Annotated in this window: 22 protein-coding genes and 2 tRNA genes; 10 read left to right on the top strand and 14 right to left on the bottom strand. The window is 33.0% G+C overall.

All coding sequences use genetic code 11. The features are described 5' to 3' along the window. Nucleotides 1–143: 143 nt before the first annotated feature. The 3 genes from DM444_RS03150 to mutS all read right to left on the bottom strand — a co-directional run bounded on the left by DM444_RS03150 (nucleotide 144) and on the right by mutS (nucleotide 3,086). Nucleotides 144–229: transfer RNA gene (locus DM444_RS03150), tRNA-Leu, on the bottom strand. 15 nt (nucleotides 230–244) lie between these two features. Then, a tRNA-Gly gene (locus DM444_RS03145) sits at nucleotides 245–317 on the bottom strand. Nucleotides 318–479: 162 nt separating this feature from the next. Continuing rightward, the gene (mutS, locus tag DM444_RS03140) at nucleotides 480–3,086 is read right to left on the bottom strand and encodes a DNA mismatch repair protein MutS (protein WP_162614909.1); all 2,607 of its coding nucleotides are present in this window, start codon (nucleotides 3,084–3,086) and stop codon (nucleotides 480–482) included. A 158-nt stretch (nucleotides 3,087–3,244) separates the two neighbouring features. Between mutS and DM444_RS03135 the strand changes: the two genes are divergently transcribed. The 4 genes from DM444_RS03135 to DM444_RS03120 all read left to right on the top strand — a co-directional run bounded on the left by DM444_RS03135 (nucleotide 3,245) and on the right by DM444_RS03120 (nucleotide 6,938). After that, entirely contained in the window at nucleotides 3,245–3,676 is a 432-nt protein-coding gene (locus tag DM444_RS03135) for a DUF1573 domain-containing protein (RefSeq protein ID WP_008467274.1), read from the top strand. Between the two features lie 74 nt (nucleotides 3,677–3,750). Beyond that, nucleotides 3,751–4,293, top strand: a complete 543-nt coding sequence (locus tag DM444_RS03130) for an RNA methyltransferase (RefSeq protein ID WP_111283891.1) — start codon at nucleotides 3,751–3,753, stop codon at nucleotides 4,291–4,293. A 106-nt stretch (nucleotides 4,294–4,399) separates the two neighbouring features. Further along, nucleotides 4,400–6,586, top strand: a complete 2,187-nt coding sequence (locus DM444_RS03125) for an Ig-like domain-containing protein (RefSeq protein WP_111283889.1) — start codon at nucleotides 4,400–4,402, stop codon at nucleotides 6,584–6,586. Between the two features lies 1 nt (nucleotide 6,587). Continuing rightward, a complete protein-coding gene (locus DM444_RS03120) occupies nucleotides 6,588–6,938 on the top strand; it encodes an MmcQ/YjbR family DNA-binding protein (protein ID WP_111283887.1) in 351 nt (116 codons plus the stop codon). 3 nt (nucleotides 6,939–6,941) lie between these two features. On the opposite strand, the gene folK is transcribed toward DM444_RS03120, so the two are convergent. Next, nucleotides 6,942–8,078, bottom strand: coding sequence for a 2-amino-4-hydroxy-6-hydroxymethyldihydropteridine diphosphokinase (folK, locus tag DM444_RS03115; RefSeq protein ID WP_111283885.1), 1,137 nt, complete (start codon nucleotides 8,076–8,078; stop codon nucleotides 6,942–6,944). Between the two features lie 138 nt (nucleotides 8,079–8,216). On the opposite strand from folK, the gene sppA reads away from it, so the two are divergent. From sppA to DM444_RS03100, 3 genes are all read left to right on the top strand, one after another. Continuing rightward, a complete protein-coding gene (gene sppA, locus DM444_RS03110; protein ID WP_111283883.1) occupies nucleotides 8,217–9,974 on the top strand; it encodes a signal peptide peptidase SppA in 1,758 nt (585 codons plus the stop codon). 12 nt (nucleotides 9,975–9,986) lie between these two features. Further along, on the top strand, nucleotides 9,987–10,934 hold the full coding sequence (locus tag DM444_RS03105; protein ID WP_111283881.1) for an alpha/beta hydrolase family protein: 948 nt from the start codon (nucleotides 9,987–9,989) through the stop codon (nucleotides 10,932–10,934). Nucleotides 10,935–11,108: 174 nt separating this feature from the next. Beyond that, nucleotides 11,109–13,706 (top strand): AsmA-like C-terminal region-containing protein, encoded by a 2,598-nt coding sequence (locus DM444_RS03100; protein ID WP_111283879.1) that lies wholly within the window; start codon nucleotides 11,109–11,111, stop codon nucleotides 13,704–13,706. A gap of 114 nt (nucleotides 13,707–13,820) precedes the next feature. On the opposite strand, the gene DM444_RS03095 is transcribed toward DM444_RS03100, so the two are convergent. After that, a complete protein-coding gene (locus tag DM444_RS03095; RefSeq protein ID WP_111283877.1) occupies nucleotides 13,821–14,867 on the bottom strand; it encodes a glycosyltransferase family 9 protein in 1,047 nt (348 codons plus the stop codon). Between the two features lie 168 nt (nucleotides 14,868–15,035). Beyond that, nucleotides 15,036–15,830, bottom strand: coding sequence for a DUF2797 domain-containing protein (locus DM444_RS03090; RefSeq protein ID WP_111283875.1), 795 nt, complete (start codon nucleotides 15,828–15,830; stop codon nucleotides 15,036–15,038). A gap of 243 nt (nucleotides 15,831–16,073) precedes the next feature. Between DM444_RS03090 and DM444_RS03085 the strand changes: the two genes are divergently transcribed. Together DM444_RS03085 and DM444_RS03080 are read left to right on the top strand one after the other, a co-directional pair. Beyond that, a complete protein-coding gene (locus DM444_RS03085; RefSeq protein WP_111283873.1) occupies nucleotides 16,074–17,585 on the top strand; it encodes a GH3 auxin-responsive promoter family protein in 1,512 nt (503 codons plus the stop codon). 15 nt (nucleotides 17,586–17,600) lie between these two features. Further along, nucleotides 17,601–18,002 carry a YbbC/YhhH family protein gene (locus DM444_RS03080; RefSeq protein ID WP_239455570.1) on the top strand — a complete coding sequence of 134 codons (402 nt, stop codon included), beginning with the start codon at nucleotides 17,601–17,603 and terminating at the stop codon, nucleotides 18,000–18,002. A gap of 766 nt (nucleotides 18,003–18,768) precedes the next feature. Here DM444_RS03080 and serB read toward each other — a convergent pair. The 6 genes from serB to DM444_RS03045 form a co-directional block, all read right to left on the bottom strand. Next, nucleotides 18,769–19,998, bottom strand: coding sequence for a phosphoserine phosphatase SerB (gene serB / locus DM444_RS03070; protein ID WP_111283869.1), 1,230 nt, complete (start codon nucleotides 19,996–19,998; stop codon nucleotides 18,769–18,771). 155 nt (nucleotides 19,999–20,153) lie between these two features. Further along, on the bottom strand, nucleotides 20,154–20,588 hold the full coding sequence (locus DM444_RS03065; protein ID WP_111283867.1) for a VOC family protein: 435 nt from the start codon (nucleotides 20,586–20,588) through the stop codon (nucleotides 20,154–20,156). Nucleotides 20,589–20,672: 84 nt separating this feature from the next. Then, nucleotides 20,673–21,113, bottom strand: a complete 441-nt coding sequence (locus DM444_RS03060) for an SRPBCC family protein (protein WP_111283897.1) — start codon at nucleotides 21,111–21,113, stop codon at nucleotides 20,673–20,675. A gap of 1 nt (nucleotide 21,114) precedes the next feature. After that, on the bottom strand, nucleotides 21,115–21,525 hold the full coding sequence (locus DM444_RS03055; protein WP_111283865.1) for a VOC family protein: 411 nt from the start codon (nucleotides 21,523–21,525) through the stop codon (nucleotides 21,115–21,117). A gap of 119 nt (nucleotides 21,526–21,644) precedes the next feature. Then, nucleotides 21,645–22,049: an SRPBCC family protein gene (locus DM444_RS03050; protein ID WP_111283863.1), complete on the bottom strand. Its 405-nt coding sequence runs from the start codon at nucleotides 22,047–22,049 to the stop codon at nucleotides 21,645–21,647. A gap of 24 nt (nucleotides 22,050–22,073) precedes the next feature. Further along, nucleotides 22,074–22,484 carry a VOC family protein gene (locus DM444_RS03045; protein ID WP_111283861.1) on the bottom strand — a complete coding sequence of 137 codons (411 nt, stop codon included), beginning with the start codon at nucleotides 22,482–22,484 and terminating at the stop codon, nucleotides 22,074–22,076. A gap of 142 nt (nucleotides 22,485–22,626) precedes the next feature. Between DM444_RS03045 and DM444_RS03040 the strand changes: the two genes are divergently transcribed. Continuing rightward, the gene (locus tag DM444_RS03040) at nucleotides 22,627–23,592 is read left to right on the top strand and encodes a GlxA family transcriptional regulator (protein ID WP_111283859.1); all 966 of its coding nucleotides are present in this window, start codon (nucleotides 22,627–22,629) and stop codon (nucleotides 23,590–23,592) included. A gap of 170 nt (nucleotides 23,593–23,762) precedes the next feature. On the opposite strand, the gene DM444_RS03035 is transcribed toward DM444_RS03040, so the two are convergent. Together DM444_RS03035 and clpX are read right to left on the bottom strand one after the other, a co-directional pair. Continuing rightward, entirely contained in the window at nucleotides 23,763–24,404 is a 642-nt protein-coding gene (locus DM444_RS03035) for a murein L,D-transpeptidase catalytic domain-containing protein (protein WP_239455569.1), read from the bottom strand. A 111-nt stretch (nucleotides 24,405–24,515) separates the two neighbouring features. Next, nucleotides 24,516–25,748 carry an ATP-dependent Clp protease ATP-binding subunit ClpX gene (gene clpX / locus DM444_RS03030; protein ID WP_111283855.1) on the bottom strand — a complete coding sequence of 411 codons (1,233 nt, stop codon included), beginning with the start codon at nucleotides 25,746–25,748 and terminating at the stop codon, nucleotides 24,516–24,518. Nucleotides 25,749–25,828: the final 80 nt, after the last annotated feature.

Below are 25,828 nucleotides of genomic sequence, written 5' to 3'. Positions count from 1 at the left end.
TTCTGAGATTCTGAGATTCTGAGATTCTGAGATTCTGAGATTCTGAGATTCTGAGATTCTGAGATTCTAATAAATTTACTGCGTAAATTTATTTATTGCAAGTCTGCAAATAAAAAAAGCCTCTTCAAAAGAAGAGGCTTTAGTACTCAGAGCGGGACTTGAACCCGCACGAACATTGCTGTTCACTGGATTTTAAGTCCAGCGTGTCTACCAATTTCACCATCCGAGCATTGTATGGTTTTTGAGCGAAAAACGGGGCTCGAACCCGCGACCTCGACCTTGGCAAGGTCGCGCTCTACCAACTGAGCTATTTTCGCATTTTCAAATTCTGTTTAAGAACTGCAACACTTAATTTGTTTCGTATTGCGAGTGCAAATTTAGGACATTTATTCAATTACACAAGCGTTTTTCTAAAAAAAAATCCACTTATTTTATAACATTCTGATAACCTAAACTTTAAAATTGAAAATTTTTATATTTTATTTTTTAACCAGCATTCTTTTGATCTCATTCAGTTTCATCAACGCTTCTACTGGCGTAATTGCATTAATATCGAGATTCAAAATCTCTTCTTTTATCTCTTCCAACAAAGGATCATCCAAATTAAAGAAACTCATTTGCATTTCATCATTTGCCGATTTTATTCCGTTTAAAGCATCACTTGAATGATTCTTTTCTAATTTCTTTAAAAGTTTCTGCGCTTTCGAAATAACCAATTGTGGCATTCCAGCCATTTTTGCTACATGAATTCCGAAACTATGCGCACTTCCTCCTTTTACCAGCTTTCTAACGAAAAGAACGGTATCTTTTAATTCTTTTACTGCAACATTGAAATTTTGGATTCTTGGCATCGATTCCGTCATTTCATTCAACTCATGATAATGCGTTGCGAAAAGCGTTTTAGCTCTTCCTGGATGTTCGTGCAAGAATTCAGCAATTGCCCAAGCAATCGAGATTCCGTCATAGGTACTCGTTCCTCTTCCAATCTCATCTAATAACACCAAACTTCTGTCTGAAATATTATTCAAAATAGAAGCTGTTTCGTTCATTTCGACCATAAAAGTAGATTCACCCATCGAGATATTGTCAGAAGCTCCAACTCTGGTAAAAATCTTATCGACAATTCCCATTCTAACACTATCAGCAGGAACAAAACTTCCCATTTGAGCCAAAAGTACTATTAAAGCTGTTTGTCTTAAAATTGCCGACTTACCCGACATATTAGGCCCAGTAATCATAATAATTTGTTGTGTTTCTCTATCTAAGAAAACATCATTTGCAATATATGGAGTTCCAACAGGTAATTGTTTTTCAATTACAGGGTGTCTTCCGTTTTTAATATCTAATTCAAATGTATCATCGATTTCAGGCTGTACATATTGATTTTCGACAGCCATTTGCGTGAACGAACACAAACAATCTAATTGCGCAACTAAATAGGCATTCATTTGAACTGGTTTGATATAAGTTCCAATCCATGCAACTAATTGCTCGAAAAGTTCACTTTCTATTTTATAGATTTTTTCTTCTGCTCCTAAAATTTTGGTTTCGTATTCTTTTAATTCTTCGGTAATATAGCGTTCAGCATTTACCAAAGTTTGTTTACGAATCCATTCTTCTGGAACTTTATCTTTATGCGTATTTCTAACTTCAATATAATATCCAAAAACATTATTAAAAGAAATTTTCAACGAAGAAATCCCAGTTCTTTCTGATTCTCTTTTTTCAATTCCTTCTAAAAATTCTTTTCCTGAAGTTGAAATCGCTCGCAGTTCGTCCAGTTCTTCATTTATTCCTGATGCTATCGCATTTCCTTTCGAAATAGCAACAGGAGCATCTTGATTTAAAGTTGTTTTAATTTTTTCGCGAAGCAGATCACAAGCGTGCAAGCTGTCTCCAATTACTTTTACAGCTTCTTGCGGACTTTCAAGCGCAAGTGTTTTAATTGGAATAATAGCATCTAAAGATTCCTTTAAATAAACAATTTCACGAGGAGAAACTTTTCCTGCCGCAATTTTAGAAATTAAACGTTCTAAATCTGAAATCTGTTTAATCTGATATTGGATATTGTGCAGAATTTCAGGATTTGATTTTAAATACGCCACGACTTCATGGCGCCCTTTTATTTTATTTGCATCTTTTAAAGGCAAAGCCAACCAACGTTTTAATAAACGCCCTCCCATTGGAGAAAGCGTTTTATCAATCACATCCAAAAGTGTTACTGCATTTGGATTATAGCTGTGATACAATTCTAGGTTTCGAATCGTAAAACGATCCATCCAAACATAAGCATCTTCTGCGATACGCTGAATTGCCGTAATATGCTGGACACGATTATGCTGCGTCTCTGACAAATAGTACAAAATTGCCCCAGAAGCTATAATTCCTTCTCTCAACTCTTCAATCCCAAATCCTTTTAAAGAATTTGTCTGGAAATGCTTTGTCAAAGTTTCTAAAGCATAATCTTCTTTGTAAATCCAATCTTCTAAGTAAAAACTATGAAAATCTTCTCCAAAAGCGGTTTTGAAATCACTTTTATTATTTTTTGGAACTAAAACCTCGCTTGGATTAAAGTTCTGCAATAATTTATCAATATATTCTGCATTTCCTTGAGCCGTTAAGAACTCTCCTGTAGAGACATCTAAAAATGAAATTCCGATATTTTTATTAGCAAAATAAACAGATGCCAAGAAGTTATTAGATTTTGACTGCAAAACCTCATCGTTTAAAGAAACTCCAGGCGTTACAAGCTCCGTTACCCCTCTTTTTACGATTGTTTTCGTCATTTTCGGATCTTCCAGCTGATCGCAGATCGCAACACGAAGTCCGGCTTTTACCAACTTTGGCAGATAAGTATTTACAGAATGATGTGGAAACCCAGCCAACGCTGTTTCTGTATCAGACCCCGCTCCTCTTTTAGTTAATGTTATACCTAAAATTTTAGAAGCTCTAATGGCGTCTTCTCCAAAGGTTTCATAAAAATCTCCTACTCTGAAAAGCAGACATGCATCAGGATATTTAGCCTTGATCTCGTTGTACTGTTTCATTAAAGGTGTTTCTTTCACCACTTTCTCTTTAGCTGCCAAATTATTATATTTTAAAATGAAAAATTAAGACAGCGAATTTATGATTTTTTAGTGGCATATCGAAAGCTTCAAAAATTAAAATATTTTAAGATATTTTTAGGTTGTGGTTTAAGAATTTTACATAGCTTTGTTTATCATTTAAAAAAAGACCCTTAAAGATGAAAAAAATAATTTTATTCGCTATGTTAGCTGTAGCTGGTATTACGGCTACTAACGCGCAAACAACTAAAAAAGCTAAAGCTGCTAAAGTTGCAAAAGTTGAAGGAGCAGGAATGCTTTTTGAAACAGAAACTATTGATTACGGAACTATCGCTCACAATGCTGATGGAAAACGTGAGTTCGTTTTTGTTAACAATGGTACAAAACCATTAATCATTACAAACACTCAAGGATCTTGCGGATGTACTGTTCCAACTACTCCAAAAGAACCAATTGCTCCAGGAGCTAAAGGTGTTATTGGTGTAAAATATGCTACTGACAGAGTTGGTGCTTTTACAAAAACCGTAACTGTTACTTCTAACGCAGAAGGACAACCAACAAAAATCCTTACTATTAAAGGTACTGTTTTACCAGATCCAGTTAAAAGCTAATCTGAAAACATTTAAAATAATGAAAAAGCTTCCTTATCTTTGGAAGCTTTTTTTATGACTTGAATTCAAAAACAATGAGAAAACTCGAAAACAGCGAACTAGACCGTAAATCAATTGAAGATTTTAAAAAATCGGAGAAAACACCTTTAATATTAGTTTTAGACGATATTCGAAGTCTGCACAATATTGGTTCTGTTTTTAGAACTGCTGATGCGTTTTTGATTGAAAAAATCATTTTATGCGGGATCACCGCAACACCTCCAAATAAAGAAATTCATAAAACCGCTCTTGGCGCAACTGAAACTGTTGCTTGGGAACATCACGAAAATGTTCTAGAAGTTATTGAGAACTTAAAGAAAGAAAATGTTCTGACAATGGCTATAGAACAAGTTGAAAGTTCCATTTTTCTTCAGGATTTCAAAATTGAAAAAGATCAAAAATATGCTTTAGTTTTTGGAAATGAAGTTTTTGGCGTATCGCAAGAAGCTGTTGCTATTTGTGATGGATGTATAGAAATTCCACAGCTTGGAACCAAGCATTCTCTTAATATTTCTGTAAGCGCCGGAATTGTTGTTTGGGATTTATTTCAAAAGATAAACTGGCCAAATAAAAATTAAACAGTCTTTTTACTAAAAAAATGTGATTTTAAAATATTTTCTAAACTTAAAATGTTAGAAATGTAAATATATTTTTTTATTATTATAAAAGTGATACTTTTATAATATGAAAAATAATTACTTAATAAAATTCTCCTTTTTATTGTTTGCATTAGGATTGAACCAATCATACGCAAGCAATAAAAACATTATAAATAAGAGTATCACGATAATTCCAAACGATACTCTTAAATCTGGCAAAAAGCAAAACTTAAGAACAAATGCTTTTATTGACCCTCCAGTGATTAAAGCTACGGGAGATCAAGTGTACTGCCCTCAAACCACTATAAAAATTGTAACAGATATTACAATAACAAACGATCCCTTAGAAACAGGAACTGAAGCAATTTATATTCAAATTTCTTCGGGATATTCACAAGGTTTTGACAATCTTGAACTTTCAAATCCTACATCGCACTCAAATATTACTACAAGTTGGGATGCAGTTGCAGGAAAACTGACATTATCAAATCCTACAGGAGCTGATGTTTTATATTCTGATTTTGTTGCGGCTATTAAAGATGTTGTTTTTACAAATTCCTCCGCTACGGCTTCTGGAATAAAGACATTTTCTATAACAATGGGCAAGGCAAATTATTTACCGTCCACACAGCATTATTATGAATACGTTCCAAATATTGGCATCACATGGACTGCAGCTCGAGATCTGGCGGCCGCGCGTACCTATTATGGACTTCAAGGATATTTAGCTACTGTTTTATCAGCCGATGAAGCAAAATTAATTGGCGAACAGGCTTCTGGAACAGGATGGATTGGCGGAAGCGATGCTGAATCCGAAGGAGTTTGGAAATGGGTTACAGGTCCTGAAGCTGGAACTATTTTTTGGAATGGAAACCAAAGCGGTTCAACTCCAAATTATGCGTTTTGGAACTCTGGAGAACCTAATAATTTAGGTGATGAAAATTATGCTCACATTACACAGCCAGGAGTTGGAATAAAAGGTTCTTGGAATGACTTATCAAACACTGGCTCTTTAACTTCTGGCGATCCTTACCAACCAAAAGGATACGTTGTTGAATATGGTGGAATGCCTGGCGAATCTCCTTTAGAAATAGCAACAAGTACTAAAATCACAATTCCTGTAGTAACACCCGTTACACCAGCTTCTGTTTGTGATTCTGGAAGTTTTATTCTTAACGCAACAGCAAATACAGGAACAATTAGCTGGTATGACGCCGCAACTGGAGGAAATTTATTAGGAACAGGCACTACCTATACCTCTCCAACAATAAACACCACGACAACGTATTACGTAGACGCTGGCTGCGAATCGAACCGAAAATCTGTAATTGCAACGGTAAACACAACACCTTCAGTACCGATTGCAGAACAAGGAACTTATTCAAATTGCGGACCTGGATATTTAACTATTAAAGCGACTTCTAATATCGGAATAATTAATTGGTACACTACAGCAACCGGAGGAACAACTGTTCTAACTGGTGAAAGTTTTACAACTCCTCCAATTACAGCAAACACTACTTATTATGCCGAAGCTTCAAATAATGGTTGTATAAATCCAACTAGAACTCCTGTAAACATTGTAATTTATACCCCTCCAGCTGTTACAGATGAAACCTTGCCTTTGTGCCAGTTTCAAACCATTACATTAGATGCTGGTGTTTCAGGAATGCTTTATAAATGGTCAAATAATGGAGAGACTACTCAAACCATTACGGTAAACAAAGGAGGCAAATACACTGTGGATGTTACAAGTCCATCTCCTGAAAATTGTACGAGTACAAAAACAATCATAGTTGAAGAACACAAAGTTCCTCAGATTGAACGCATTGATGTTGAAGGAACGAGAGCCATCATTTATCCTGTAAAAGCAGAAGATTATTTTGAATATTCTGTAGACGGTGTCAATTTTCAAGATTCTACTGTTTTTTATAATGTGCCTGGCGGATTGCAAACTGCTTATGCACGAGAAAAAAGCGGTTGTGGTGGAACCGTTAAACAGTTTGTTGTACTTGTTTTTCCTCCATTTTTCACTCCAAACAATGACACTTTCAATGATGTCTGGGAAGTAACTGGAATGGAAAATTACCCCCAAGCTGTAGTAACCATTTTTGATCGTTACGGAAAACTTGTAGCACAATTAAGCAGATCAAAAATGACCTGGGATGGCACTTTAAACCAAGTTGCTCTTCCTGCTTCCGATTATTGGTATGCCTTAAAAGTAGATGATTCAATGCCCGTTTTAAAAGGTCATTTTACATTAAAAAGATAAAATGAATATAGAAACCATTCGAGAAATTTGTCAAAAATTAACAGGTACAACAGAAGATATTAAATGGGAACATGACCTTGTATTTTCAGTTGGCACTAAAATGTATTGCGTTGTAGGACTTGATCAAAATCCTACATCAGCTTCATTTAAAGTTTTGGATGAAGAATTTGAAGAAATAAGTAATAAACCTGGATTTAAACCAGCACCTTATGTCGCAAAATACAAATGGGTTTTAATTGATGATATTACAAGAATGAAAAAATCAGAATGGGAAAAATACATTCAGCAGTCTTATCGTCTTGTTCAGGAAAAATTATCAGTAAAACTTAGAAAGCAACTCGGGATAATATAAATTTTAAGAATTTGTTTTCTTCTTAATTTCGTTTAATATAAAAATATAGTCTTCGTGTTTTTTGACAAAATCACGATTAGAAACATCTATAATCAGCACATTCAAATCGGTTTGCGATTTTATATATTCTAAATAACCATTATTGATTTTATCTAAATAAGTGGCTTCAATATTTTGTTCGTATGTACGTCCTCGTTTTTTTATGTTTTGAAGAAGACGTCCTGTATTTTGATACAAGTAAATATACAAATCAGGTTTTGGCATTTCTTTGTAAATGATATCAAATAGATTTCTATACAAACGATACTCATCTTCTGCGAGGGTTATTTTGGCAAAAATCAATGATTTAAAAATATGATAATCGGCAACTATAAAATCTTTAAACAAGTCAAATTGAGCCAAATCATCAGCTAATTGCTGATAACGATCGGCTAAAAAAGACATTTCCAAAGGAAACGCATATCGGTTTTGATCTTTATAAAACTTTGGCAAAAACGGATTATCTGCAAATCTTTCCAAAACGGTTTTTGCATTAAAATCTTCCGCAATTTTATGCACCAAAGTTGTTTTTCCGGCACCAATATTTCCTTCAAAAGAAATATAATTAAACTGATTTAACCGAATTTCACCAAGCGGATTTTCTAAATCTTGAACGACTGTACATACGCTTTCATCAGGAGTAATTGCAATTAGTTCAGGAATTGTTTTCTTTAAAATAGGATGTTCCCAATTGAGCTTTAAGTCCTTCATTGGCAACAAAACAAAATTTCTATTCTGCATTAAAGGATGCGGAATCTGAAGTTTTTCTGAGTCAATTATTTCATCATCAAAAGCAATCAAATCAACATCGATAATCCTAGATTGATATCCTTCTTGATTCAAGCGAATTCTTCCTAATTCTTTTTCAACTTTTAAAACCTGATTTAATACTTTTTGTGCAGATGAAGTAGTATGCAAAAGAAGTGCACAATTATAAAAAGCATCACTTTCAAAACCCCATGCAGGAGTCTCGTAAAGTTTTGAAACCTGAATAACAGTCCCAACATTTTGATGTATCAAATCGATACAATTTTGAATGTTTTCTAGTCTGCTGCCTTGGTTGCTGCCTATCGATAAAACGACTTGATGCTGTAATTTCATAATTATTGCAAATTAACTAAAACTATTTTAGAATTAACCAATATATTTGTGAAACGACGTCTCAAATACAATCATTAATTTAGATGTTTAGTTTGTAACGTTTTGCCCTTTTTTACTACTTATAAAAAAAATATACATATGAAGTTTTTAGGAAATGTAATTGCCACTGTAATTGGTATTTTTGTTTTTATCATGCTCTTCTTTTTTGGAGTAATCTTTATCGGAGTTGTTTTTGGCGGAGACGATAGCGTTTCTGTTAAATCTGATTCGGTCATTGAATTAAATTTAAAAGAAATTAAAAATGATTACGCCGGAAAATATAAAGATCCATGGGTAACTCGCTTTTCTGAGCAAAAAGGCATTGGTTTAACGGATGTAATTAATGCCATTGAAGCTGCAAAAACAGACGATAACATCAAAGGAATTTCGATTCTAAATGATGAATCTTCTCTTGGTCTAGCACAATATAAAGACTTAAGAAATGCTCTTGAAAGCTTTAAAAAATCAGGGAAATTTGTTTGGGCTTACGCCAATTCTTATTCGCAAAAAGAATATTATCTAAATTCTGTTGCCAATACTATTTATTTGAATCCAGCTGGAGATTTAGATTTTAAAGGCCTTTCTTCTGAAATTATGTTTTTCAAAGATTTTCAAGATAAATCTGGAATTCACATGGAAGTTATTCGACACGGAAAATACAAAAGCGCGGTTGAACCTTTCTTAGAAAATAAAATGAGTGATGCTAACAGAGAACAGATAACGGCACTTTTAAATTCTATTTGGGCTACCGTTTCTGCTGATATTTCTAAAAGCAGAAATATTCCGTTGCCTAAATTAAATGAAATTGCAAACGGACTTTTGGCAAGAACTCCAGAAATGGCTAAACAGCAGCATTTAGTGGACATTGTTGCTTATGAAGATGTTTATCATGATGCCATTAGAAAAGCGCTGAAAGTAGACAAAGACGAAGATTACAATAAAATTTCGATTATAGATTATACTCAAAATAATGTAACAACAGCTTTAGCCAATACTGCAACAGATCAAATTGCTATTATTTACGCTCAAGGCGAAATTGGAAGCGGCGAAGGTGATGTAAATACTATTGGAGAAGGTTCAATGAGACGTTCTCTTCAGGAAGCTAGAAAAAATGATGATGTTAAAGCTATCGTTCTTAGAATTGACAGTCCAGGCGGAAGCGCTCTAACTTCTGATTTAATTTGGAGAGAAATCGAGATTACAAAAAAAGTTAAACCAGTTGTGGTTTCTATGGGTAATTATGCAGCTTCTGGCGGTTATTATATTGCTTGTAACGCTAATAAAATCTTTGCTGAAAACAATACCATTACAGGATCTATTGGGGTTTTCGGAATGCTGCCAAACTTTAGTCCATTAGCCAATAAATTAGGAATCAATTCAGAGCAGGTTAAAACTCACGAAAACTCAGCAAACTATAGTCCGTTTTTACCAGTTGACGAAAAGTTCAAAGCGTTTACTTTAGAAGGAGTTGAAAAAATATACAACACTTTTGTAACTCACGTTGCTGAAGGCCGAAAAATGACTTTTGCACAAGTTGATTCTATTGCGCAAGGTAGAGTTTGGTCTGGAACTGAAGCTTTAAAAATTGGTTTGGTTGATAAAATCGGTGGACTGAATGATGCAATTGCTGAAGCGGCAAAAATCGCTAAAGTAAAAAATTACAGTACTCAGAATTATCCTGAATACGAAAAAACACTAAACGATCTTCTTTCAAATCTGCCTTTTGCAAGATCTAAAGAAGCTTTCATTAAAGAAGAAATCGGAGAAGAAAACTACCTTCTTATTGAGCAGGTAAAGAAATTTCAAAAACAAAAAGGAGTACAAGCAATATTACCTTATGGAATCAATATTTACTAATTGAATTAAAAGATGAATAAAGCAATTCTTTTTCTAACGGTTTTGTTTTGGAGCTTTTTAAATGCCCAAACCAAAAAAGAAATCACTTTTAAGGAATCTCCAGCGATTTTAAAAATAAATACCGATCAGATTTTTGGTACGCTGACGACTCCAGATTTAACCAAAAAATATCCTGTGGCTTTAATCATTGCAGGATCTGGTCCAACTGACCGAAACGGAAATAATCCGATGATGAAAAACAATTCGTTAAAAATGCTAGCTGAAGCTTTGGCAAAAAACGGAATTGCATCTTTACGATATGACAAAAGAGCCATCGGAGAAAGTAAAACAGCAGGCGGATCTGAAAGCAGTTTGGTTTTTGAAAATTATATTCAAGATGCAAAAAGCTGGATTAATTATTTAAAACTAGACAAACGATTTTCGAAAGTAATTATAATTGGTCATAGCGAAGGTTCTTTAATTGGAATGGTTGCCAGTGCAAAAGCAGACAAATTTGTTTCGATTGCGGGCGCGGGCGAACCAGCAGATCAAATTCTAAAAAACCAAATTGGTGCAAAGTCAATGAAACAGCTTAATGATATGACTTTCCCAATTATCGATAGTTTAAAAAATGGATTTGAAGTAAAAAAAGTTGATCCAATGCTGAATTCTCTTTTCAGACCAAGCGTTCAGCCTTATTTGATTTCGTGGTTCAAATACAATCCGCAGACCGAAATAAAAAAACTGACTATTCCAGTTTTAATCTTACAAGGAAATAATGATATTCAGATTTCTGTAAAAGATGCCGAGAATTTAAAACAGGCAAATGCAAATGCTGAAATACAGATTATTGACAAGATGAATCATATAATGAAAATCATTGAAGGCGGTAACGATGCTAATTTAGCAAGCTACAATAATGAAACACTTCCTATTTCAGAAGCTCTAATTGATAAAATAGTTTCATTTATTCAGAAATAATAAAATAAATGCAGTTAAAAATCCGTTTTGAAAGTATTTCTCAACGGATTTTTTTATTTAACATATTTAAATAAATTCTTACATTTTTATGAAAATTTTATCGCTGTACTCTAGTAAAAAAAACTATTTTTGCAGGAGTTGATTTTAATAAGTTAAACCCTCAAATCTATTTATATGCTAAAAAAAGTTTTAAAAATAAGTGCCATAGTCCTAGTGGTATTTGTTGCTGCATTATTTGCCATTCCGTTTTTATTTAAAGATCAAATTAAAGCCAAGATTGTCGAGGCTATCAACGAAAGTGTTGATGCTAAGGTAAGTTTTGCGGATGCTGATTTAAGTTTATTCAAAAATTTCCCGAACGCAACGGTTGGAATTGAAAAATTAGTTATCATCAATAAAGCTCCTTTTGAAGGTGACACTTTGGTTTCTTTAGGCGAATTAAATTTAAAAATGAGCGTTAAAGAACTTTTCAAAGGAAAAGAAGAACCTTTAAGCATTCAAGGAATTAGTTCTACAAACGGATTAATAAACATTATTTTCAATAAAGATGGCGTTGGAAACTTTGATATTGCTTTAAAAGACAAAAAAGAAGAAACAAAAGACGAAGCAAGTAAACCTCTTGCTTTGAAAATTCAAAACTATAAAATTGAGAATTTTACTTTTAGATATATCGATCAAGGTTCCAAAATTAAAATGGTAATTGACAGTTTAAACCACGAAGGAACTGGAGATTTTACCAATTCGAAATTAGATTTAACTACAAAATCTACTGCGAAAGTTTCATTAGACATGGATAAAATGAATTACATGAAAAATGTAAAACTAACTTTAGACGCAGTTCTAGGAATCGATTTAGAAAAAAGCAAATATACTTTCAAAGAAAACAAAGCTTTAATCAATCAACTACCTTTAGAGTTTGACGGATTTATCCAAATGACTGAAAAAGCTCAGATTTACGATTTAAAGTTTAAAACCCCTACTTCATCGTTTACCAATTTCTTAGGTTTGATTCCTTCTGCTTACGCTTCTAGTTTAGAAGGTGTAAAAACGACTGGAGATTTTACAGTAAATGGTTTTGCAAAAGGTGAATTGACAGACACAACGGTTCCTAAATTCAATATCGCAATTGCATCAAACAATTCTTCTTTCCAATATCCGAACCTTCCAAAATCGGTTCAAAATATTGTAATTGATACAAAAATCATTAATGAAACTGGAATCTTAAATGATACTTATGTAAATCTAGATAAGTTATCTTTCAGAATTGATCAAGATATTTTTAGCGCTAAAGCGAATATCAAAAACATAACTGTAAATCCGATAATCGATGCGGCTTTAAAAGGAACTATCAACTTGGCTAATCTTTCAAAAGCATACCCTATTAAAATGGATAAACCTTTGGCTGGTATCTTAAAAGCTGACGTTACAACAAATTTTGATATGGCTTCTGTAGAAAAAAGTCAATACCAAAATATCAAAAATGCTGGTACAATGAGTTTGTCTGGATTTAAATATACTGACGAAAACAATAAATCAATGAACATCAGCACGGCATTGGTAGAATTTAATCCGAGCAAAATCAACTTAAAACAATTTGATGCTACAACTGGAAAAAGTGATATCAGCATTAATGGAGTTTTAGAAAATTTCTATGGTTTTATGTTTAAGAAACAAGAACTAAAAGGAAATTTCAACATGAGCTCAAAACAATTGGCTGTTGATGATTTTATGACTTCTGGCGAACCTGCAACTACTAAAACAGAAGCAAAACCATCTGAGGCGATGAAAATTCCAGCTTTCTTAAATTGCACATTAAACGCAAAAGCGACAACAGTTTTATACGATAATTTAAAACTTCAAGATGTTGCTGGAACATTGATTATTAAAGACGAGAAAGCAACTCTTCAAAACTTTAAAACAAATATTTTTGGAGGATCAATTGGTCTTAACGGAGCTGTTTCTACGAAAGAAAAAGTGCCAACTTTTGATATGAATTTAGGTTTCAATCAAGTTGATATTGCACAGACTTTTACTCAATTGGATATGATGAAAAAAATCGCTCCAATTGCTGGAATCATTAATGGAAAATTAAATTCGACTATTAAATTGAATGGTAATTTGGATGCTAAAGAACTGACTCCAGATTTAAAATCAATTTCAGGAGATTTATTAGGTCAATTATTATCGACTACAGTAAATGCTAAAAACTCAACCGTTTTAAATTCTCTTACTTCAAATGTGAAGTTTCTTGATTTAAACAAATTGAATTTGAACGATTTGAAAATGGCATTAACTTTTGACAACGGAAAAGTAAATGTAAAACCATTCGATATTAAATATCAGGATATTAAAGCTACAGTTGGCGGAACTCATGGTTTTGATCAAACTATGAATTACACGATTAAGTTTGATGTTCCTGCAAAATACTTAGGAACTGAAGCAAACAATTTAATAGCGAAATTATCTCCTGCTGATGCTGCAAAATTGGAAAACATTCCAATTAACGCCGCTTTGACTGGTAACTTTTCAAATCCTAAAATCAGTACTGATATGAAAACTGCTGTAAGCAGTTTGACTACACAATTGGTTAATCAGCAAAAAGAAAAACTGACTCAAAAAGGAACTTCAGCGCTTACAGATTTAATCAATAAAAATACTAAAGCGAAAGATACAACTCAAGCTGCTAAAACAGAAAAAGAGCAAAAAACTCAAGAAGCAACTAAAAAGGCAAGTGATTTAATTAATGGTCTTTTTAAGAAGAAGAATCCGTAACCTAAGACTCTAAGGTTCTAAAATACTGAGATTCTAAGTTTTTTTACTTTAGAATACTTATAAAAAAATCCTGTTCTTTCGAACAGGATTTTCTTTTTTACTTTATTTTGAATTCTACTTTTTTAGAATTTCTTTTATGGCTTTTATAAAATCTGGAATTCCCAAAACATTGGTATCTAAACCTACACTTCCGTTTCCATAAGGCTCATATTTTTTCAAATTAGAAACCGAAAATAAACCTGCAGTTGGAGCTTTTGAAGCACTCGATAAATGCATGATTCCGCTATCTGCACCAACAAAAACATCAACATTTGCTAAAACAGAACCAATTTCTCTAACATCTTTACTGTAAAAAGTTGGCGCTTCAAAATTGATTTGAGATACGTTCTCTACTGGCAAAACTTCAAAAATATTGTCATTTGGGAATTCTTTTTTCAAAGTAGTATAAAATTCTTCCCACCAAACTGGATTATAACATTTCTCGCCTGTTGCATAGGTGAAAATTGCAATGGTTCTCTTATTCGGATCAATAATGTTATCTAGAATAGTCTTCCCGTTTGCAATCTCTTTTTCAGTCAATTTAAGATCTAAAAGCGGAATAGGTTCGTTTTTATCTTCTATTCCCGCTTGATTTAAAAAATATCTAAAATTATAAACAGGATATTTTGCAATATGATCGTAATCACTGTGCTCTAGAGTAACTCCTTCGGGAAGATTTCCGAAGAATTTGTATTTAGCACTTGAGAACTTAACGCCTAATCTTCCAGAAGAAGAATTCTGATCGACATTGATAGCGATATCATAGTTTTGTGTTCTGATCAGAGTCCAAACTTTAAAGTATTTTACTAATTCTTTAAAAGGCTTTTTAGGCAGATGAATAATTTTATCAATATTTTCATATTCCTCAAAAACAATTGGCGCAAGAGTACCTTTTACAAATACATCGATTGTACATCCAGGAAAAGTCTTGGCTACCTCTTGAACTAAAGGTGTAATTAAAAGCATGTTTCCTAATCGACCGTTTGGTCTGCAGATTAAAACTTTTTTAATCTTACTTTTATCAATGGGTTCGATATTACGAATGTCTACACTTCCAACATTCTTAGTTAGATTTCGCATTAGGGAACGCCTAAAAACATTAACTTTTTTTAAGTTACTCATGTGGGGAATTGTTTTATGGTATTACTTTTTGAAAATTAAATTGCCTTAAACATATATCAAAGCTATAATTATTCATCAACTAATTAACACAAAACAATAAAATAAATTGTAAATTTTAAATTAAAACAATTTAAAATTAAAAAAAGATAACGATTTAGTAATAAAACCTTACACATTTATTGTTACGACATAACCTTCAGAACCGCGTATATTAAAAACTGTTCCGTTTTCAAATAGCAAATACTGGCCTTTTACTCCCGTTAATTTTCCAGTAAACGAAGGCGTTTTATCTAAGTTTAGACTGTTTACTTTTGCTGGATAACTCAAAACTGGATATTGAAGATCGTAGACGTCATTTTTTTGAGAATAAAAATAATCTTTGACTTCTGCTGGAATCAAACTTTCAATTTTAGCTTTTTCTGCAATTAAGTCAAAAGTTTCAACAGAGTTCTGAAGCATTTTTCTCCAATTGGTTTTATCTGTATAATGATCTTTTAAAGCGACCTCTGTTATTCCTGCCAAATATCGATTCGGAACCTCAACAATTGCAATAGCTTGGGAAGCACCTTGATCGATCCAACGTGTTGGAACCTGAGATTTGCGTGTAACTCCAACTTTTATTTCGCATGCCGAAGCCAAATAAACAATATGTGGCTGTAGCTGAGCTTTAGACTCATATTCTAAATCTCTGTCTGCAATTCCTAAATGTGCCGTACTCAATTCTGGTCTCATAATCCAATCTCCAACCGCAGGGCTTGAATAAAAACATTCGTAACAAAAACCTTGTCGGTATATCTTTTTCTTTTTACCACAATTTAAACATTGGCAACCCACAAAATTGATTTCAATTTCTTTATCCAATAATTGATTAACATTTAGAAAACTATCTTCAAAAACCAAATAATATTGAATTGGGCTTCCAAATTCGGTTTGCATTTTTGTCAGTACGCCTTGATATTGCATTTGTATTTTTATTTATAAATTGCTGATTTCGAATTATCAAAAGATTTAAAATTTTTTGTGTTAAAATTCGACTTATTAGGTAGAATCTTTACCTAAAATCGAATTGTTTTTTACAAAAAAATATTATTTTTGATATGAAGACAAAGTTACTATTTGTCTCTTGATATTCAAATTTTATGTTTTTTGTTTTGCGGAGACTGCGAGATTTAAAACCTAAAATCTAGTAATCTAAAAACCAAATTCATGCCTTTATCTATTATCAATTCGTTTGCATCTTGGGTCCTTAAACAAAGGATTCATCAAATAGAGCTTTTTTTAAAATATCCAAATGAAGTTCAGGAAGAATTATTGCATAATTTATTGATGGCATCTGAAAATACGGTTATTGGAAAACAATACGAATTCTCAACTATTAATTCTTATCAGACTTTTGCAGAAAGGGTTCCAATAGCGACTTACGAAGAACTGCAGCCACTTATCGAACGCACACGTCAGGGAGAACAAAACGTTTTTTGGGAGACACCAATTAAATGGTTTGCCAAATCAAGCGGAACTACAAATGCAAAAAGCAAATTTATCCCAGTAAGTAATGAAGCTCTGGAAGACTGCCATTATAAAGGAAGTAAAGATCTTTTATGTCTTTATTTAAATAATAATGAGGATTCTGAATTGTTTTTAGGGAAAAGTCTTCGTTTGGGAGGAAGTTCTCAAATTTACGAAAACAACAATACTTTCTTTGGAGATTTATCGGCAATTTTGATTGAAAATATGCCAATTTGGGCAGAATTCAGCAGTACGCCAAGCAGTAAAACTTCTCTAATGAGCGAATGGGAAAGCAAAATCGCTGCTATTATTAACGAAACAAAAAACGAAAATGTAACCAGTTTTGCGGGAGTTCCCTCTTGGATGCTGGTTTTAATGAATAAAGTTTTAGAAAATACAGGCAAACAAAGCTTATTGGAGCTTTGGCCAAATTTGGAAGTTTACTTTCATGGGGGCGTAAGCTTCTCACCTTACAAAGAACAATATAAAAAAATATTGCCAAGCAAAGATTTTAGATATTACGAAATATACAATGCATCCGAAGGTTTTTTTGCAATTCAGGATTTGAATAATTCAAATGATTTATTACTAATGCTGGATTACGGAATTTTCTACGAATTTATTCCGATGGATACTTTTGGAACTCCAAACCAAAAAGTAGTTAGCTTGGCAGATGTTGAACTGAATAAAAACTATGCAATTGTTATCACTACAAATTCTGGTTTGTGGCGCTATTTAATTGGCGATACGGTTCGTTTTACCTCTTTAAATCCGTACAGAATTAGAGTTACGGGAAGAACGAAACATCATATTAATGTTTTTGGCGAAGAATTGATGGTTGAAAACACTGATCAGGCCATTGCAAAAGCTTGTCTGGTTACCCAAACAGAAGTTATCGATTATACGGTTGCTCCTATTTTTATGCACGACAAAGAAAAAGGCGCGCACGAATGGATGATCGAATTCAAGAAAAAACCAGCAGATGTTGGTCTTTTCCAAAAAGTTCTGGACGAAACTTTACAGACTTTAAACTCAGATTATGAAGCGAAACGCTACAACAATATGACTTTAAATCCTTTGGTGATTAATGTCGCCCGAGAGAATTTATTTTACGATTGGCTGAAAGAAAGAGATAAACTTGGCGGTCAGCATAAGATTCCGAGACTATCGAATCAGAGGGATTATTTGGAACAATTGAAGGAAATGTGTTAATTTATATCTAGTCATTTGATCAAGAAATTTTTATCTAACAGAGAAATTGAGGTTAAAATTTTAATTGCTCTTCTTTTAATTCTTATTTTCAGTTGCTGTTCTCATTCAAAGTATGGAAGTGATCAGGCAGAATTTGAATTAAAAGATGCTCTTGAAGATCCAAGTAAGGACAATTTTGTTGATAACAAAAAAATACTCATTAAGGACGACCAAACTGCAATCAAAATCGCAGAACCTATTCTGTTTAATATTTATGGGGAAGATGAAATTAAACATCAAAAACCTTATGAAGTAAATCTAATCGATAATTATTATGTTATTAACGGAACATTATTATTGGGAGAAAAGGGAGGGACATTTCTAATTATAATTGATGCAAGAAATGCAAAAGTTTTAAAAATCACTCATTACAAATAACTATTTAATTTTCTTAAATAAAAATTCTAAAAGATGAAAGATACAAAGTTCAGTGACATGAGCACTGAGGAACTGATTAAGAATCAGAAGACATTAAAAACAGTAAATACCATTTTTTGTGTTGTGCTGTTTATGTTATTCGTCCTTAATATATTCATTGTTTTCATGAAAGGTTTTAGCGCAATGAATGTTATTCCAATTGCTTTGTTACCTATTCTTTTCTTGAATTTGAGTAATCTAAAGGAGATTAAGAAGGAATTGGAATCTAGGAAATAGCAATATAAAATTTTTACTGAAATAAACCGAATCACTACTTAAATTACCACTAGCTTTAGCTAGTGGTCTAGATCAGATTATATCACGGGCTTTAGCCGAACATTTACAATAAATGGTTAATTTTGGCTAAAGCCATTTATCACCTTCATCCATTATTCCTCCAGCTAAAGCAGGAGGCAACTCAAATCCAAATATAACATTTTACAGCAATTTAAAAACCACTAATTCCACTAAACCCGCATGAGGGATAGAAGTGGAAATCCTTTTTATTTTTTCTTTAAAAATAAAAAGATTGCAACGGATAGCCCGACCCGAAGGGACATGCCATTATTAAGATTCTAAGGTTCTGAGATTCTAAGTTGCTAAGATTTTTATCAATATTTTCATTTCTTCTTCGTCGAAATGACAAAATGTTTTGTCAGGCTGAGCGAAGTCGAAGCCCTTTCTACATAAAAGCCCTCCGACTTCGCTCAGGGCGACAGCTTGCAAATTACATCATATCAATATATCTGTCATGATATCCTAAAAGATATAAAACACCGTCAAGACCTAAACTCGAAATTGAGGTTGACGCGCTTTCTTTAACTTTTGGTTTGGCGTGGAAAGCGATTCCTAGACCAGCTAAATTTAGCATTGGCAAATCGTTTGCTCCGTCTCCAACTGCGATGGTTTGATTGATGTGGATTCCTTCTTTTTCGGCGATTGCTTTTAGATATTCGGCTTTTTTCTGACCATCAACAATATCGCCTAAATATTTACCTGTCAGTTTACCATCTTTTATTTCTAATTGATTGGCGTGAACGTAATCTATTCCTAGTTCTTTTTGAAGGTATTCTCCGAAATAAGTAAATCCTCCAGATAGAATTGCGGTTTTGTAACCGTAGTATTTTAAAGCTTTCATCAAACGATGCGCTCCTTGTGTTATTGGCAAATTAACTGCAACTTTTTGCAAAACTTCTTCGCTTAAACCTTCCAAAAGAGCCATACGCTTTTTGAAACTTTCGTTGAAGTCGATTTCACCGTTCATCGCCGATTCTGTAATCGCGCGAACTTGATCTCCTACTCCATTTAGTTCTGCTAATTCGTCGATTACTTCCGTTTGGATTAAAGTTGAATCCATATCGAAGCAAACCAAACGGCGGTTTCTTCTATAAATATTATCTTCTTGGAAAGAAATATCGACATTCAGCGTTCTAGAAACTTCCATAAAACTTGCTGTCATGATGATCTTGTTTACAATTTCGCCCGTTACAGACAATTGAATACAAGAACGTGGATATTCTTCTTTCTCGACAATAGAAGTTCTTCCTGTTAATCGGATGATAGAATCGATATTCAGATTTTGATCTGACATTATTTTGGTTACAGCGGCCAATTGTGAAGCGGCTAGTTTTTCGCCCAAAATATTGATAATGTAACGTTGCTTAGATTGCGATTTTACCCAAGTTTCGTAGTCTTCAATAGAAATCGGAATAAATTTTACTTTGATTTCTAATTCGTAAGCTTTAAACAATAAGTCTTTTAAAACTGGCGCTGAAGAAGAACCTGCAGCAATTTCGAACAAAATTCCTAAAGAAAGTGTGTCATGAATATCGGCTTGACCGATATCTAATATATTAGCATCGTATGCTCCTAAAACAGCTGTTAAACCTGCTGTAACCCCAATTTTATCGTGTCCTGAAACTTTTAATAAAATTATCTCTTTATCTTCTGCTGCCATTTTCTTTCTTGATTTTGAAGCGACAAAAATCGGCAATCTATCGTTGATAAAAAAGAATAATCATTGTTTTTTTGAAATGAAAAAGCACATTTTCATGTGCTTTTTCAAGTAATTTAACATTTATGTTTTATTATTAAAATAACGTAACTTTTTGATTACTTCATTGGTTCATTTTTATCAAAACTTACCATCCAGTTTACACCAAACTTATCTTTGAACATTCCAAAATAAGATCCCCAGAAAGTATTATCCATTGGCATTTCAACTTTTCCTCCAGCTGAAAGTCCGTTAAAAATTCTATCTGCTTCATCTGTACTTTCTGTATTAATAGAAATAGAGAAATTATCTCCAAAACCTACGTCTCCATATCTAGGATGACTATCACTTCCCATTAAAATGGTATTCCCAATTGGAAGTGAAACGTGCATAACGCGATTTAATGCTTCCTCAGAAAGCACTTCTCCTTCTTCTGCTGGAGCATCTTTATATTTTCCGATATACGGAAAATCTCCTCCAAAAACTGATTTATAAAACAGAAATGCTTCTTCGCATGTTCCGTTAAACATTAAATATGGATTAATTGCTGCCATCTTTTTAAATTGTTAGTTATTAATTATAAATTATTAATGTCTTTTTAAAATTTCCTAAAAAGTAAAAAAGCCTTTCTTTATTCTCTAGTTTTCAGATAATTCCTTTACAATTTTTAAGCTTTTTGGAAAAGCATCTTTAAAATAATCAATATGTTTTTCGATTACATCAACTTCAACGTGAAGATCTACAACATCTCCTTTTTGATTCAATTTATACGTTTCCATTGCGCCACTCCACTTTTCTGTTTCTTCATTTGGCGGAACTTCCTTATGATCTTTAATTTCGCCAAGATGCTTAAAAGCCATATACTCATTTGGAATTTTTCTGTCAATAAGACTATTCATTCCATCTGCTCCGCCTGGGCCTAAAAAATAAATTTTATCGCCTTCGTTCCAAGTCGATTCAGCATGACTTCCTTCGGCAAAAGCGCTTGTCCATTTTCTGTACGTTTCATCGTCCCATAAGACTTTCCAAATCTTTTCTTTAGAAGCCTTTATATCTATATTAAATACTAATTTTTCCATCTTAACCTGGTAATTTACTAAAATCCATAAATAAAACATTCCAACGATGACCATCTAAATCGGCAAAACCACAGCCGTACATCCAACCCTGACTTTCAGCAGGTGGAGCAAAAACATTTCCGCCGGCTTCTTTGACTTTTTCTGCTAGTTCATCGACTTCTTCTCTGCTTTCTGCATCGATCGAAATCAACACTTCTGAGCTTAATTTAGTATCTGTAATACTATTTTGCGAAAAGCTCGAAAAAAGCATTTCTTCAAAAAGCATTACTACAAAATGTCCTTCACCTACAACCATGCACGTCGAACTAGGTGTATCATGTTGTTCATTAAACGAAAAACCAATTTTCCAGAAAAAATCTTTCGCTTTTGCTACGTCCTTTACAGGAAGATTCAACCATATTTGTTTTGTCATTTTTTGTTTTTTTGTTGGGTTAGATATTTATTTCTTTTAAACCATAATAAGTAATGTAAATAAATTATAAATCTGTAATCTTTGAACCTCTTCTCATCTGAACCTTTTGAACCTAAAAGCTAATTCGCTTCAATGTAACTCTTAAAGTTATCCAAAATCGCTTGCCAGCCTGCGCGTTGCATTTCTTCTGGATTTTGTGTTTCTGGATCGAAACTTTCTACGATTTCAACTCCGTTTGACGTTTCTGTAAAAGTAATTTCGACCTTTCTTCCATCTGCCATAACATACGAAAGCGCTTCGTTTGGTTTTACTAAGGTAAATTCGCCTTCAAAATCAAAACTCATACTTCCATCTTTTGCTGCCATAGTCGATTTGAATTTTCCGCCTTCTCTTAAATCAGCTTCTGCATAAGGCGTATGCCAGTCTGGTGAAGCAAAACTCCATTTTGTAATATGTTCTGGAGTATTCCAAAACTTCCAAACTTTCTCTGCAGATGCGTTTACTGTATTTTTTATTGTTATCATTATATATCGTTTTTAATTCGTTTATTACATATTACTTGGAATCTGACTTTCATCCATAAAAAAAACTTCCCAATGATGTCCATCTAAATCTAGAAATGTTCTTTGGTACATCCAGCCATAATCTTTCGCTTCCTGATAATCTGTTCCGCCAGCTTTAACTGCTTTTTCAATTATTTCATCTACTTTTTTACGCGATTCCATAGAAAGAGAAATAAGAACTTCACTTGTTGTTGTAGAATCACAAATTTGTTTTTCGGTAAAGGTTTGATAAAACTCTTTAACCAAAATCATCACATAGATATCTTCACTAATTACTATACAAGCTCCTTTATCATTTGTAAATTTTGGATCGGTCGAAAAGCCCAATTCATTAAAAAAAGACACTGCATGATTTAAATCTTTTACGGCAAGATTTAAGAATATTTTAGTTTTCATATTTATAAATTTACGAATTAATTAAAGCAAATGTAAAATTTTAAGATTACTTAAAAATACCAATAAAAGTCAACTTTAGGGGCATTTGAGACAATTTGCTTATTTTTGTGTAAAACTGAAACTGCAAAAAACCATAAATATCATGAGCAAGAAATTAGGTTTAATCGTTCCTCACGATTATAAATTATTGAGCATCGCAGCGATATTAGAAGTATTTGAAACTGCAAATAAACTTACTCCAAGTGCTGAAAAACCATTTGAAATAATACTTTTTCAGTCTCAAGAACAAACTGATCAAGGAGATTTATTTGGCTACAAAAGCAATGCAATTGAAACTACAGATATTATTTTGGATTTGATTCTAATTCCAGCTTTTACGACTGACAACATGAATGAAATGATAAAGAAGAATAAAAATTTCATTCCGTGGTTAAAAAAACAGCACCAGGCTGGAGCTGAATTGGCAAGTTTTTGTACGGGCGCATTTTTGTTTGCGGCATCTGGTTTATTAAACGAAAAACTGGCGACAACACATGTTGATGCTTGCAGTGCTTTTACAAAAGCTTTTCCAATGGTAAAATTAAAACCTGAAGAGACATTAACGGCCGATGGAAGTTTGTACACAAGTGGCGGATCGACTTCAACTTTTCATTTATTGATTCTTTTGGTTCAGAAGTTTTGTGGCAACGAAATGGCCGTTAAAATTGCTAAAATATTTTCTATCGACTTAAATCGTTATAAACAAAGCTATTTTAGCACTTTCAGACCAAATCATTTACATAACGACACTTTAGTTGCAATGCTCCAGCAAAAGATTGAAAGCCAATATCATTCAATAGAAAAACTGGAAGAAATCACTAAAGATATTCCAACAAGCGCTAGAAACATGACACGACGTTTTAAACAAGTGACAGGGATTCCGCCAATTGAATATTTGCAAAATATAAGAGTAGAAAGTTCGAAGAAATACTTAGAACAAACTCAGCTTTCGATTTCAGAAATTATCGAAAAAACAGGCTATAACGATCCAAAAGCTTTTAGAAAGGTATTTTATAAAATGGTCGGAATGAAACCAATTGAATATCGAGAGAAATTTAGAGTGCAATAATTTTTACTTTAGAGACGCACTGCAGTGCGTCTAACATTTGATTTGAAAAATAATTTAAAACTTTAATATGTATGCGTAGACGCACTGCAGTGCGTCTCTACAGTAAAAAATGCAGAAAAAGATACTGTTTCAAGCAGGGCTAAAACAGAACTTTTGTTTTCAGAATTACTTTAAGACTTAACAATCCATAGAAGCACTTTTTTATTTGTTTTCAAAAGTTCATCAATTTCTTTCATGCTTTCGTTTGAAACTGCAGGACAGCCCCAGCCTTCTGGTGTTCCTTCGGGATAAACTTCATTATCTGAAATTGCATCCCAAGAATGCAGAACAATTGCGCGATTTCTAGCGTTTGAATTTGTTTTGTCTTTTCCCAGCAAAACATAATTCACTTTTATTCCCCACTGGCTTACACCTCGATCTAAAACAACGTATTTACCAACAGAAGAACAATGCGAATCAAATTCATTGCTAATCTGTGGTTTCTCTTTAGAAGAAGTTCTTCCCCATTGATTGTCTCCGCAGCCGTGGCTTACCATATAAGATTTTGAAACAGTTTTCTTTTTAAAATCATAAACAAAAAATCTTTTATAACCAGAATGCAGTCCTAAATCGATCAATATAAATTTATTTTGATTTAGATTGTTTTTCTTGCAATACCGCTCTGCCTGTTTGTAATAATCATTGTAATTGATTTCAATTCGAGGTTTTTCTTCTGAAACAATTTCGCTTTTATGTTTATTTTCAAAAATAGTTATTGCTTTGTTTTCTTTGGAACAAGAAAAAAGCAGACCCACACAGATTATAAAAAACATTTTTTTCATGTTTAAATTTACACAAAAAGACAAACGAAAATAGATTCTAAAAAGTATAAAAAAAACCTGTTCAAAAAATGAACAGGTTTTTAGAAACTATATTTTCAATAATTAAGAAGCAATTTCCATACGCTTCAATAAGTTTTTACTCAAAGTATGTTCTGCATATTCTTTATCGATTGTCAAACTTGTGTCATCTGAAGTTGGCAGTTCGTACATTGCATCTGTTAGGATAGCTTCACATAAAGAACGTAATCCACGAGCACCTAATTTATACTCTAAAGCTTTGTCTACAATGAAATCTAAAGCTTCGTTTGTAATCGTGAATTCAACATCATCCATTAAGAATAATTTCTGATATTGTTTGATCAATGCATTTTTAGGCTGTGTTAAAATCGCACGAAGTGTTGCTTTATCCAAAGGATCCATATGCGTTAAAACTGGCAAACGACCAATAATCTCAGGAATCAAACCAAAATCTTTGATATCTTTCGGAATAATATATTGTAACAAATTATCCTTATCGATATTGTCTGTATTTTTAGAAGTTGAATAACCAACTGCCTGACGGTTTAAACGTTTTGAAATAATACGTTCAACTCCATCAAAAGCACCACCAGCAATAAATAAGATATTTTGAGTATTTACTTCTACGAATTTTTGGTCTGGGTGTTTACGTCCTCCTTTTGGCGGTACATTTACAACCGTTCCTTCTAACAACTTCAATAATGCTTGCTGAACACCTTCTCCAGAAACGTCACGTGTTATTGACGGATTATCGCTTTTACGTGCAATTTTATCAATTTCATCAATAAATACAATTCCTCTTTCGGCTTTAGCTACATCATAATCAGCAGCTTGAAGTAAACGTGTTAAAATACTTTCAACATCTTCTCCAACATATCCTGCTTCTGTTAATACTGTTGCATCAACAATTGCTAACGGAACGTCTAACATTTTAGCAATAGTTTTTGCTACTAATGTTTTTCCTGTTCCTGTTTGACCAACCATGATGATGTTACTTTTTTCGATTTCAACTTCATCGTCTAATTGCTGTTGCATTAAACGTTTGTAGTGATTGTAAACCGCAACTGACATTACTTTTTTAGTCTGGTCTTGACCAATAACATATTGATCTAGGAAAGCTCTAATTTCTTTTGGTTTCTTTAAAATTAAGTCCCCAACTAATTTTGCACTTCCACTAGATTTTAATTCTTCTAAAACAATTCCGTGTGCCTGTTCAATACACTTATCACAAATGTGTGCATTGATACCAGCAATTAATAAATTAGTTTCTGGCTTCTTTCTTCCACAAAACGAACATTCTAATACTACTTTTGCCATTCTTTATTTAAGTTACTAAGCTGCAAAGATACTAAGTTTATAAGCTTTTTGATTTAATTAAAACTTAAAAACTTAATCCT

Source organism: Flavobacterium ginsenosidimutans, from assembly GCF_003254625.1.
Taxonomy (GTDB): Bacteria; Bacteroidota; Bacteroidia; order Flavobacteriales; family Flavobacteriaceae; genus Flavobacterium; species Flavobacterium ginsenosidimutans.
Note: the sequence above shows the minus strand (reverse complement) of the source record. Positions and strands in the feature narration are given on the sequence as shown.